This is a genomic window from Kitasatospora sp. NBC_01246 (genome assembly GCF_036226505.1).
Taxonomy (GTDB): Bacteria; Actinomycetota; Actinomycetes; order Streptomycetales; family Streptomycetaceae; genus Kitasatospora.
The window spans coordinates 4324414-4336802 of record NZ_CP108484.1; the positions used below are offsets into that span (position 1 = coordinate 4324414).

Sequence of the window (12389 nt, forward strand, 5' to 3'; positions counted from 1 at the left end):
TGTACTCAGCAGGGCCGGTGGCCGGGGGCCGCCGCCCGTACGAAGCAGTTCGCCATCAGCGAGGAGGACACCCCAGCAGTGGACGCCAGCAAGTTCACCACCAAGACGCAGGACGCCCTGTCCGCCGCGATCCGGCAGGCCGGCGCCGCGGGGAATCCGGACGTCAAGCCGGTGCACATCCTGATCGCCCTGCTGGAGCAGCCCGAGGGCATCGCCGGGCCGCTGCTCAAGGCGGTCGGCGCGGACGCGACCCGGATCGACACCGAGGCCCGCCGGCTGCTGACCGGACTGCCCCGCGCGATGGGCTCCACCGTCGCCGCGCCCCAGCTGGCCCGCGACACGCTGGCCGTGCTCACCGAGGCCGGCAAGCGCGCCGAGGACCTGGACGACCAGTACGTCTCCACCGAGCACCTGATGGTCGGCCTGGCCGCCGAGGGCGGCGCGGTCGCCGACCTGCTCGCCCAGCGGGGCGCCACCGCGAAGGCCCTGCTCGCCGCGTTCAAGGACGTCCGCGGCAGCGGCCGGGTCACCTCCCCCGACCCGGAGGGCACCTACAAGGCCCTGGAGAAGTACGGCACCGACCTCACCCAGGCCGCCAGGGACGGCAAGCTCGACCCGGTCATCGGGCGCGACCAGGAGATCCGCCGGGTCGTCCAGGTGCTCTCCCGGCGCACCAAGAACAACCCGGTGCTGATCGGCGAGCCCGGTGTCGGCAAGACCGCCGTGGTCGAGGGCCTGGCCCAGCGCATCGTGGCCGGTGACGTGCCGGAGTCGCTGCGCGGCAAGCGGCTGGTCGCGCTGGACCTCGGCGCGATGGTCGCCGGCGCCAAGTACCGCGGCGAGTTCGAGGAGCGGCTGAAGGCCGTCCTGAACGACATCAAGCAGAGCGACGGCCAGGTCGTCACCTTCATCGACGAGCTGCACACCATGGTCGGCGCGGGCGCCGGCGGGGACTCCGCGATGGACGCGGGCAACATGCTCAAGCCGATGCTGGCCCGCGGCGAGCTGCGGATGGTCGGCGCCACCACGCTGGACGAGTACCGCGAGCGGATCGAGAAGGACCCGGCCCTGGAGCGCCGGTTCCAGCAGGTGCTGGTCGGCGAGCCCAGCGTGGAGGACTCGATCGCCATCCTGCGCGGACTCAAGGGCCGGTACGAGGCGCACCACAAGGTGCAGATCTCGGACGCCGCCCTGGTCGCCGCCGCCACCCTGTCCAACCGCTACATCACCTCGCGCTTCCTGCCCGACAAGGCGATCGACCTGGTCGACGAGGCGGCCTCCCGGCTCCGGATGGAGATCGACTCCTCCCCCGTCGAGATCGACGAGCTCCAGCGCGCCGTCGACCGGCTGCGGATGGAGGAGCTGGCCCTGGAGAAGGAGTCCGACCCGGCCTCGGTCGACCGGCTGACCCGGCTCCGGCGCGATCTCGCCGACAAGAACGAGCAGTTGAGCGTGCTCACCGCCCGGTGGGAGCAGGAGAAGAAGAGCCTCAACCGGGTCGGCGAGCTGAAGGAGCGGCTCGACGACCTGCACGGCGCCCTCGACCGGGCCCAGCGGGACGGCGACTTCGAGCGCGCCTCCAAGCTGATGTACGCCGAGATCCCGGCCGCCGAGCAGGAGTTGACCGAGGCGCAGGAGGGCGCCGAGGAGCGGGACGCCACCTCCTCCATGGTCAAGGAGGAGGTCGGCCCGGACGACATCGCCGATGTGGTCGCCTCCTGGACGGGCATCCCGGCCGGCCGGCTGCTGGAGGGAGAGAGCTCCAAACTCCTGCGCATGGAGGACGAGTTGGGCCGGCGCCTGATCGGCCAGGCGGAGGCCGTCCAGGCCGTCTCGGACGCGGTGCGGCGCACCCGCTCCGGCATCGCCGACCCGGACCGGCCGACCGGCTCCTTCCTGTTCCTCGGCCCCACCGGCGTCGGCAAGACCGAACTCGCCAAGGCCCTGGCCGACTTCCTCTTCGACGACGAGCGGGCGATGGTCCGGATCGACATGAGCGAGTACGGCGAGAAGCACTCCGTCTCCCGCCTGGTCGGCGCCCCGCCCGGGTACGTCGGCTACGAGGAGGGCGGCCAGCTCACCGAGGCGGTCCGCCGCCGCCCCTACAGCGTGGTGCTGCTGGACGAGGTGGAGAAGGCCCACCCCGAGGTCTTCGACGTCCTGCTCCAGGTGCTGGACGACGGCCGGCTCACCGACGGCCAGGGCCGCACGGTCGACTTCCGCAACGCGATCCTGATCCTCACCTCCAACCTGGGCAGCCAGTTCCTCGTGGACCCGGCCACCCCGGAGGAGATGAAGAAGCGGCTGGTGCTGGACTCGGTGCGGGCCGCGTTCAAGCCCGAGTTCCTCAACCGCCTCGACGACATCGTGGTCTTCGAGCCGCTGGGCACCGCCGAGCTGAGCCGGATCGTCGACCTCCAGGTCGCCCGGCTGGCCGCCCGGCTGGGCGAGCGCCGGCTCACCCTCCACGTCGACGAGGCCGCCCGGGACTGGCTGGCGCTCACCGGCTACGACCCCGCGTACGGCGCCCGGCCGCTGCGCCGCCTGGTGCAGTCCGCGATCGGCGACCAGCTCGCCCGGGCCATCCTCTCGGGCCAGGTGCACGACGGCGACACCGTCCTGGTCGAACGGGCCGAGGAGGGCGACCACCTCACCGTCCGGGCCCGCGGCCCGCTGGAGAAGTAGCGCTGCGCAGCCCCCGCACCGGGCCGCCCCCGCTCCCCGAGGGGGCGGCCCGGTGCCGTGCTCACCCTCGGTGGCCATGGCCCCGACCGGGGGCCCCGGCAAGATCCACAGGTGCCCGCCCGCCGCCCGGGCGCCCCTGTGAGGCAGGCCCAGGATGAGGCAGGATGGGAGGTGGAAGGGCGGCCTCTCATTGCCGGCCACCACGTGCACTGAGGAAGAGGACCCCCATGAGCATCGACCCGTCGTCCATCCCGTCGTTCGGCGTGCCGCAGGGCGGCCAGCCCGGCGGCCAGGGAGGTCGGCCGGCCGGCCCGCCGCCGATCGTCGTCCCGGACCAGGCCCTGGTGACCCAGCTGCTGGACCAGATGCAGCTCAAGCACGTCGTGGACGAGGAGGGCGACCTCACCGCCCCCTGGGAGGGCTTCCGCGTCTACTACATGTTCCGCGGCGAGCAGAAGGAGCTCTTCGCGGTCCGCGCGTTCTACGACCGCGCCTACCCGCTGGAGGACAAGGCCGAGATCCTCGACCTCATCGACGAGTGGAACCGCGAGACCCTCTGGCCCAAGGTCTACACCCACACGCACGAGGACGGCGTGGTCCGCCTGATCGGCGAGGCCCAGATGATCGTCGGCACCGGCGTGAACCTGGACTACTTCGTCACCACCACCGCCAACTGGACCCAGGCCGCCGTCGGCTTCGAGCAGTGGATCGTCGAGCGCCTCGGCCTGCAGAAGGAGATCGAGGGCGAGGAGGGCGAGGGCGAGGCCCCCGAGGGCACCAACGAGGCCTGATCCTCCCGCCACCGCTCCGCTCCGCGGCACGGCCCGCCCCGGCACCCCCGGCGGCGGGCCGTTCTTGTCCCCGGCCACCCGCTGCCCCAGGATGGGGCCGACGACGAGGCGTGAGGAGCCGCAATGGGTACGAGGCCGCTGCTGAACCGACGGCTGGCCGGGATGGGCACGACGATCTTCGCCGAGATGTCCGCCCTCGCCACCGCCACCGGCTCCATCAACCTCGGCCAGGGGTTCCCGGACACCGACGGACCGGCCGAGATCGCCCGGGCCGCCGCCGACGCCGTCCTCGCGGGCCGGGGCAACCAGTACCCGCCCGGCCCCGGCATCCCCGAGCTGCGTAGCGCGATCGCCGAGCACCAGCAGCGCTTCCGCGGCCTCGCCTTCGACCCGGACACCGAGGTGCTCGTCACCGCCGGGGCCACCGAGGCGATCGCCGCCGCCCTGCTGGCGCTGCTGGAGCCGGGCGACGAGGTGATCGCCCTCGAACCCTTCTACGACTCCTACGCCGCCTGCATCGCCATGGCCGGCGCCGTCCGCGTCCCGCTCACCCTGCGTGCCCCGGACTTCCGCCCCGACCTGGAGCGACTGCGCGCGCTGGTCACCCCGCGCACCCGGCTGCTGCTGCTCAACTCCCCGCACAACCCCACCGGCCTGGTGCTCTCCGCCGACGAACTGGCCGCGATCGCCGCCCTCGCCGTCGAGCACGACCTGCTGGTGGTCACCGACGAGGTCTACGAGCACCTGGTGTTCAGCGGCACCCACCACCCGATCGCCGCGCTCCCGGGCATGCGCGAGCGCACCGTGTCGATCTCCTCGGCCGGCAAGACCTTCTCCTTCACCGGCTGGAAGGTCGGCTGGGTCACCGGCTCGGCGCCCCTGGTCGCCGCCGTCCGCACCGCGAAGCAGTACCTGACCTACGTCAGTGCCGGTCCCTTCCAGTACGCCGTCGCCGACGCCCTGCGGCTGCCCGACGACTACTTCGACGGGTTCCGCGCCGATCTGCTGCGCAAGCGGGACCTGCTCGCCGACGGGCTGAGCGCGGCCGGGTTCCGGGTGTTCCGACCGGAGGGCACCTACTTCATCACCACCGACATCACCCCGCTGGGCGAGAAGGACGGCATCGAGTTCTGCCGTGCCCTGCCCGAGCGCTGCGGCGTCGTCGCGATCCCCAACGTCGTCTTCTACGACGACACCGAGGCCGGCCGCTCGCTGGTCCGCTTCACCTTCTGCAAGCAGGACGAGGTCCTGGAGGAGGCGGTCAGTCGACTCGGTCGGCTCTGACCATCGGATGGGACGCGTCGCACGTCCTGACGAATAGTCAATTGCTCCGCCGGGAGCGACGATTGCCCCCGGCCGAGGTTCGCCGGGCCCGCCCCGGTCCTTCGTGTGCCCCGTGCGCCGGGCGCGGTGGGGACCGGGGCGTGCGCGCGTCATGAGTGGCGTGCGAGCAGCGCGCACGGCGCGCGAACCGGGGCGAGGGGCGCGCGCTGTGCAAAGTCGCACACCGGCTCGATCAGAGCGGGGAAGCCGGGGTGCTCGAAACGGTGAATGCTTGACAAAGTTGGGTAAATCACCGACGGACCCGGCGTATTCATGCTTCTCTGCTGCTGAATCTCCAGCCGGAATCCTTCCTTCCACGGTCGGCCGCGCCCTGGACCGCACAGCCACGAACAGCCTCGCCTTTGCCCAGGCCTACTCGCTGCTGCACGGCGGGCGCGCACGGAGCTGAAACGCGGAGCCGAGCATGCTCACCACACTGCAGACCTCCTACACGGACACCCGCGCCGGTGACCTGGCCTGGTGCCTGGGCGGCGACCCGCTGCCCGCTCTCGCAGTCCGCGACCTGAGACTCGCCAACGCCGGGCGCCCCGGGCCGCCCGGCACCCTCCAGCTGCGGCTGCTGGGCGCCTCGCACCAGGTGGTGATCGCCGCCGGGCCCGGCAGATGCCTGGAGACCGTCGCCTGCCTGCCCGGCCGCCGGACCCCACTGCCGGCCCGGGTGGCCAAACAGGTGGACGGCTGGGAGTACGAGTTCGCGGCCCGGATCGAGGCGCTGCCGCCGCACGACTTCGCCGCTCGCGCCCAGGAGTTGCTGGCCCTGGTCGAGGGCCACCCCCGCGGCCTGGCCGGCGTCTTCCCGGGCGACCCGAGCGCCTTCACCGCGCTGGTCACCCAGGGCGCCGCGGACCGGCTGCTCTGGCGCACCTGGCACGCCTATCCGCAGGAGGGCCAGCTGGTCTGTACGCGGTCCTCCCTGGTGGCGACCCGGTGAGCACGGCCGCCGATCCCGATGGGGTCATAGGTCCGCACATCGGCCTTCATTCGTACGCAGGAACGATTCGTCAACCTGTCGTATCGCACTGTCCGTCGAATGGACGCAGCCATCCGTACCGAACGTCGCCTAGCGTTTGTTCGTGATCAACCATCCGGCCGGTCCACCCGCACAGCCGGGACTCGACCTCGACAACGGCAGCCCACCCCGGCCCGGGCGGAGCCTGACCCCTCTGCCCGCCCGCCGCAGGGCCCGGCTGCGCGCCCACCCCGCGCTCTCCCGGCTCACCGTCCTGCTGGCGGCGTTCGTCTGCGCCGCCTGCGGACTCGTCTACGAGCTCGAACTCGTCGCGCTCGGCAGCTATCTGCTCGGGGACTCGGTCACCCAAACCTCCGTCGTGCTCTCCGTCATGGTGTTCGCGATGGGGCTGGGCTCGCTGCTCGCCAAACGGTTCACCCGCCGCCCGGCCACCGCCTTCGCGCTGGTCGAGTGCGCGCTCGCGCTCACCGGCGGGCTCTCCGTCCTCGCCCTGTACTCCTGCTGGGCCTGGATCGGCCGGTACCAGGCCGCGATGATCGCCCTGACCTGTCTGATCGGGGTCCTGATCGGCGCCGAGATCCCGCTGCTGATGACGCTCGTCCAGCGGATCCGCCGGGAGGACGCCGGGCGGGCCGCGGCCGACCTCTTCGCCGCCGACTACGTGGGCGCGCTGATCGGCGGCCTCGCCTTCCCGTTCCTGATCCTGCCGCTCTTCGGCCCCGGCACCGGCGCCCTGGTCACCGGCGCCGTCAACGCCGTCGCCGGGGCCGCGGTGGTGCTCTGGCTGTTCCGCGAGGAGCCCCCGCCCCGCACCCGGCTGCTGCTCTGGGGCGGCTGCGCCCTCGTCCTCGCCCTGCTCGCCGCGGCCGCCGTCTGGTCCGGGGCGATCGAACGCGCCGCCCGGCAGGCCCTGTACGGCGGGCAGGTCCGGTACGCCGCCCACACCCGGTACCAGGAGATCGTGCTCACCGGCCCCGCCGAGGGCCCGCTGCGGCTGTACCTGGACGGGCGGCTCGCGGTCTGCGGTCCGGACGAATACCGGGGCAGCGAGGCCCTGGTCCACCCCGCGATGGCGGCCGGGCCGGACGCCCGGGTGCTGCTGCTCGGCGGCGGTGACGGCCTCGCCGTGCGGGAGGTGCTGCGGCACGGCGGCGTCCGCTCGGTGCTGGTGGTCGACGCCGACCCGGCCCTCGCCCGGCTGGCCCGGACCGACCCGGGCCTGGCCGCGCTCTCCGGCCACTCCCTGGACGACCCCCGGGTGCGGACCGCCGCCGCGGACCCGCTGGAGTGGCTGCGCGGCGTGCACCCGGGCGAGGCGTCCTTCGACGTGGTGCTCGCCGACCTGCCCGGCCCCGCCGACAGCGGGACGGTGAAGTTCCACTCACAGGAGTTCTACGGCCTCGCCACCCGGCTGCTCGCGCCCGGCGGGCGGCTCGCCGTCCGGGCGGACGACGAGCCGAACGGCCTCTGGCAGGTCGAGTCCGGCCTGCGGGCCGCCGGGCTGCGAACCGTCCCGTACGCCGTCCGGGGCGGCCCCGCCGCGAGCTGCCGGCCCGGCTCACCGGACAGCCAGGCCTTCCTGCTGGCCGCCGCCGCCCAGCCCCCGCTCACCCTCGCCCCGGACGCCCCGCCGCCGCGCGCGTTCACCGCGGACGCCCTGCGGGCCGCCGCGGCCCACCTGACCGCCCTCCGCCCGGCCCGCCCACCGGCCGCGCTGACCCTGCTGGGGCCGCGCTGACGGACGCCCGGGGCGGAGCGGGCGGAACCGGGCGGGGCGGGCGGAGCGGACGGAACCGGGCGGAGGGCGGCCACGAGCGGTCGGCGGAGGGCCGGGTGCGGCCGGTCGGGGACGTCCCGACGGCAGGTAGGGGCCACTGCGCGGACCACCGCGGGTTCGGTCGGTAGGCTCCGTGACATGGAGCATGAGGTTGTCGTCCCGATGCCGGCCGAGCTGGTCCGGCAGGCCCTGCAGGATCCGGCTCTGCTGGCCCGTTGCGTCCCCGGGCTGAGCACCGAGCCGGCCGCTGTCGGCAGCGGGTCCGCCGAGGAGATCGGCGGGCGGCTGAAGCTGCGGATCGGCACCTCCACCATCACCTACAAGGGCGTGCTGTCACTGATCGAGGGCCGCGAAGGCGTCCTCACCGTGTTCGCCGAGGGCGAGGAGGTGCGCGGCAGCGGCGAGGCCACGGCCACCCTCCGGGTCGCCACCGCCGACGGCACCGCGGCCGGGACCACGCTGATCCGCTTCGTCGGCGACCTGAGCGCCACCGGCCGGCTCACCGAGTTCGACGGCGAGACCCTCGCCGGCGCCGGCCGCCGCCTGCTCGACCGCTTCGCCGCCGCCCTCGCCTCCCCCGACGCGGAGGCGGAGGCGGACGTCGACGCGGAGGCGGCGGACGCCGAGGTCGAGGCGGAAGCCGAGGTCGAGGCGGAAGCCGAGGTGGAAACCGCCGTGGAGGCGGCGGACGCCGATGTCGAGACGGACGTCGACGCGGAGGCGGCGGACGTCGAGGTCGAGGCGGAAGCCGAGGTCGAGGCGGAAGCCGAGGTCGAGGCGGAAGCCGAGGTGGAAACCGCCGTGGACGCGGCGGACGCCGATGTCGAGACGGACGTCGAGGCGGAAGCCGAGGACGCCGAGGAGGCGGCCACCGCCGAGGACACCGACGTCGAGGCAGAGACCGAGGACGAGGCGGACACCGACGTCGAGGACGAGGACGAGGCGGAGGACGACGAGGAGCCCACCGCCACCGTGCTCTTCCTGGACGACCACCAGGACAACCCCGGCGACGACCTCGACGACGACCTCTCCGACCTCATCGCCTTCTCCGACGCCGACGCCGAGCGCTTCGGCCTCCCGATCGGTGGCGACCGCGAGGAGGACGACCGTGAGGAGGCCGCCGACGTCGACGGCCCCGCCGCCGAGGCCGGGGACGGCGTCGGCACCGAGCTCCCCGCCGATCTGCCCTTCGGCTACGAGCAGGAGCCGGTGCTCGGCGGCCCGGTCCGCCGCAGCATCGTCGGCCGCTCCGCCGAGGAGGTCGACCACGCCCCGCCGCGCGGCCCGTACGCCCCCGCCCTGCCGGCCCGCAGCGCGCGGGCCCGGGCGGCGTCCCGCTGGGGCGGCGAGGCCGGCGGCATCGTGGTGCCGGGACCGGGCGGCCGCAGCGCGGTGCCGTGGATGATCGGCGGCGGCGTGGCCCTGATCGGCGGCGCCGTGGTCCTGGCCAGGGCCCTGCGCCGACGCTAGAAGGCCGGACAAGCCCTAGACTGAACGCTCATGAGCAACGACCGCGACGCCCTGCTGGCACAGATCAAGGACAAGGCCGTCGTGCACGGCAAGGTCACCCTTTCCTCCGGCAAGGAGGCCGACTACTACGTCGACCTGCGCCGGATCACGCTGGACGCCCAGGCCGCCCCGCTGGTGGGCCGGGTGATGCTGGACGCGACCGAGCACCTGGAGTACGACGCCGTCGGCGGCCTGACGCTCGGCGCCGACCCGGTGGCCGCCGCGATGCTGCACGCCGCCGCCGCACGCGGCCGCGAGCTGGACGCGTTCGTGGTCCGCAAGGCGGGCAAGGCGCACGGTCTGCAGCGCCGGATCGAGGGCCCCGAGGTCAAGGGCCGCCGGGTGCTGGCCGTCGAGGACACCTCCACCACCGGCGGGTCGGTGCTGACCGCCGTCGAGGCGCTGCGCGAGGCGGGTGCCGAGGTGGTCGGCGTCGCGGTGATCGTGGAGCGGGGCGGCGCCGCCGCGGTCGAGGCCACCGGCCTGCCGTACGTGACCGCGTACGACCTGGCCGACCTGGGCCTCTGACCCGCGCGCGCCGGTAGCCCGGCGGAACGGCGGCACAGCGGAAACGGCCGGGGCCGGGTCCTGTTTCACGTGAAACAGGACCCGGCCCCGGCCGTTCGTCGTGGGGCGCTCAGCCGCGGCGGTGGCGCCCGGCACCCGCCTGGGCGGTCTCGGCGTCGGCGGCCTCGGCACCGCCGGCCTTCTTCTTCCGGCGCTCGCGCACCACCTCGACGAGGATCGGCGACACCGAGAGCAGCACGATCAGCAGCACCGCGGGGATCAGGTACTTGTCGATCACCGGGGCGAGCGCGTCACCGAAGAAGTAGCCGATCAGCAGCATGGACTCGGTCCACAGCACGCCGCCGATCACGTTCCAGAGGAAGAACGTCCGGGCCGGCATCTCCAGGGTGCCCGCGACCGGGTTCAGGAAGGTCCGGACGATCGGCATGAAGCGGGCCAGCACCACGGCCTTGCCGGGCCCGAACTTGTTGAAGTACTCCTCCGCCTTCAGCACGTACTCGCGCCGGAAGATCTTCGACTCCGGCTTGTCGAACATCTTCGGTCCGACCTTCACCCCGATCAGGTGCCCGAGCTGGGCACCCGCGACGGCAGCCAGTGGGGCCCCGATCAGCAGGGCCGCGATCGGCAGCTTCGTGCCCTCCCCGAGCACCGACGACGCGGCGTTCGAGGAGGCGACCCCGGCGATGATCAGCAGTGAGTCGCCCGGGAAGAAGAACCCGACCAGCAGGCCGGTCTCGGCGAAGATGATCGCGATCAGCCCGATGGCACCGAGGGACGAGATCAGTGATTTGGCGTCGAGCAAGTTGACGGCCAGCTGGTTGTAGTCCACGGGCGCAGGATAGCGGGCCCGTCTTGACGCGGGCTTCCGCCCAGGGGGCGAGACGGTGGTCATCCCTTCGTCGCACGTGCGCGGCCGTCCCGACAGGCGGGCCACATGGTGGCGCCGGGGCCCGGGATGGGAAGATGGCTCCCGGCGTCCGGACCGCGGTCGCAACACCCTCATTGTCGTACCGCGGTGGCCGCCTCGAACCTTGGTACTGGTGGCCGCCCCGCAGAGCCGCGCGTCGGCCCCGGTACCCCGGAGTCGTAACAGGCGTACACAGCGTCGGACAGCACCGTCCGTACGCCGCAACCCGACAGGAGCGGATTCGCATGCCCATCGCAACTCCCGAGGTCTACAACGAGATGCTCGACCGGGCCAAGGCGGGCAAGTTCGCCTACCCGGCCATCAACGTCACCTCGTCCCAGACCCTGCACGCCGCGCTGCGCGGCTTCGCCGAGGCCGAGAGCGACGGCATCATCCAGATCTCGACCGGTGGTGCGGAGTTCCTGGGGGGTCAGCACAACAAGGACATGGTGACCGGCGCCGTCGCGCTCGCCGAGTTCGCGCACGTGGTCGCCGCCAAGTACGACATCACCGTCGCGCTGCACACCGACCACTGCCCCAAGGACAAGCTGGACGGCTACGTCCGCCCGCTGCTGGCGATCTCCGCCGAGCGCGTGGCCAAGGGCCTCAACCCGCTGTTCCAGTCGCACATGTGGGACGGCTCCGCCGAGACCCTGAACGACAACCTGTCCATCGCCGAGGAGCTGCTGGCCCAGGCCGTCGCCGCCAAGATCATCCTTGAGGTCGAGATCACCCCGACCGGCGGCGAGGAGGACGGTGTCACGCACGAGATCAACGACGAGCTGTACACCACCGTCAACGACGCGGTCCGCACCGCCGAGGCGCTGGGCCTGGGCGAGAAGGGCCGCTACCTGCTGGCCGCCTCGTTCGGCAACGTGCACGGCGTCTACAAGCCGGGCAACGTCGTCCTGAAGCCGGAGCTGCTGCGCGAGCTGCAGGACGCGATCGGCAAGCAGTACGGCAAGACCGACCCGTTCGACTTCGTCTTCCACGGCGGCTCGGGCTCCACCGCCGAGGAGATCGCCACCGCGCTGGAGAACGGCGTCGTGAAGATGAACCTGGACACCGACACCCAGTACGCCTTCACCCGCCCGGTCGTGGACCACATGTTCCGCAACTACGACGGTGTGCTGAAGGTCGACGGCGAGGTCGGCAAGAAGAACACCTACGACCCGCGCACCTGGGGCAAGCTGGCCGAGGCCGGCATGGCCGCCCGCGTGCTGGAGGCCGCCCAGCAGCTGCGCTCGGCCGGCACCCGCCTGAAGTAAGGCACCCGCCCGAAGCAGGGCACCCGCCCGACACGAGGCACCACCGGAGTCCCGGCGCTTTCCCCGGGCCGGTCCCCGGCTCATGGCCCCCAGTGGTTCACTGGGGGCCATGAGCATTCACCAGAACCTCCTCGGGGGTCCGCCCCCGACGCACCTCCCCGCCGAGCCCGCTCCTCTGGAGCTGCTGGCCGGCGGCGCCTCCCCGGCCGAGGTCGCGGCGAAGTACCCGACCTCCTCGCTGGCCTGGGCTCAGCTCGCCGACGACGCCTTCGCCGCCGGCCGCACCGTCGAGTCCTACGCGTACGCCCGCACCGGCTACCACCGCGGGCTGGACTCGCTGCGCCGGGCGGGCTGGAAGGGCCACGGCCCGGTGCCGTGGGAGCACGAGCCGAACCGCGGCTTCCTGCGGGCGCTGCACGGCCTCGGCCGGGCCGCCGCCGCCATCGACGAGAAGGATGAGGCCGAGCGCTGCGCCCAGTTCCTCCGGGACAGCTCGCCGACCGCCGCCGCCACGCTGGGCTGACCCGCCCGCCCCCAGGCAGCGCCCCGGGCCGACCCGCCCGGACCGGCCGCCCCCGTACGCGCCCTCCGGCCCGTACGGGGGCGGCCG

Annotated in this window: 10 protein-coding genes; 9 read left to right on the forward strand and 1 reads right to left on the reverse strand. The window is 73.2% G+C overall.

What is annotated here, in order from left to right:
• The first annotated feature begins 78 nt into the window (after positions 1-78).
• The 7 genes from clpB to pyrE all read left to right on the forward strand — a co-directional run bounded on the left by clpB (position 79) and on the right by pyrE (position 9604).
• On the forward strand, positions 79-2685 hold the full coding sequence (gene clpB, locus OG618_RS19045) for an ATP-dependent chaperone ClpB (protein WP_329488723.1): 2607 nt from the start codon (positions 79-81) through the stop codon (positions 2683-2685).
• A 227-nt stretch (positions 2686-2912) separates the two neighbouring features.
• Positions 2913-3476 carry a YbjN domain-containing protein gene (locus OG618_RS19050; protein ID WP_329488724.1) on the forward strand — a complete coding sequence of 188 codons (564 nt, stop codon included), beginning with the start codon at positions 2913-2915 and terminating at the stop codon, positions 3474-3476.
• 123 nt (positions 3477-3599) lie between these two features.
• Positions 3600-4760, forward strand: a complete 1161-nt coding sequence (locus OG618_RS19055; RefSeq protein WP_329488725.1) for a pyridoxal phosphate-dependent aminotransferase — start codon at positions 3600-3602, stop codon at positions 4758-4760.
• Between the two features lie 463 nt (positions 4761-5223).
• Entirely contained in the window at positions 5224-5751 is a 528-nt protein-coding gene (locus tag OG618_RS19060) for a DUF2617 family protein (RefSeq protein ID WP_329488726.1), read from the forward strand.
• A gap of 142 nt (positions 5752-5893) precedes the next feature.
• Complete coding sequence (locus OG618_RS19065) at positions 5894-7528, forward strand: polyamine aminopropyltransferase (RefSeq protein WP_442906822.1); 1635 nt, start codon at positions 5894-5896, stop codon at positions 7526-7528.
• Positions 7529-7705: 177 nt separating this feature from the next.
• Entirely contained in the window at positions 7706-9037 is a 1332-nt protein-coding gene (locus OG618_RS19070) for an SRPBCC domain-containing protein (protein WP_329488727.1), read from the forward strand.
• A 30-nt stretch (positions 9038-9067) separates the two neighbouring features.
• Entirely contained in the window at positions 9068-9604 is a 537-nt protein-coding gene (gene pyrE, locus OG618_RS19075; RefSeq protein ID WP_329488728.1) for an orotate phosphoribosyltransferase, read from the forward strand.
• Positions 9605-9713: 109 nt separating this feature from the next.
• Here pyrE and OG618_RS19080 read toward each other — a convergent pair whose 3' ends face one another.
• Positions 9714-10433 (reverse strand): DedA family protein, encoded by a 720-nt coding sequence (locus OG618_RS19080; protein ID WP_329488729.1) that lies wholly within the window; start codon positions 10431-10433, stop codon positions 9714-9716.
• 323 nt (positions 10434-10756) lie between these two features.
• On the opposite strand from OG618_RS19080, the gene fbaA reads away from it, so the two are divergent.
• Both fbaA and OG618_RS19090 read left to right on the forward strand, forming a co-directional pair.
• Positions 10757-11779: a class II fructose-bisphosphate aldolase gene (gene fbaA / locus OG618_RS19085; protein ID WP_329488730.1), complete on the forward strand. Its 1023-nt coding sequence runs from the start codon at positions 10757-10759 to the stop codon at positions 11777-11779.
• Positions 11780-11888: 109 nt separating this feature from the next.
• Entirely contained in the window at positions 11889-12302 is a 414-nt protein-coding gene (locus tag OG618_RS19090; protein ID WP_329488731.1) for a DUF3151 domain-containing protein, read from the forward strand.
• Positions 12303-12389: the final 87 nt, after the last annotated feature.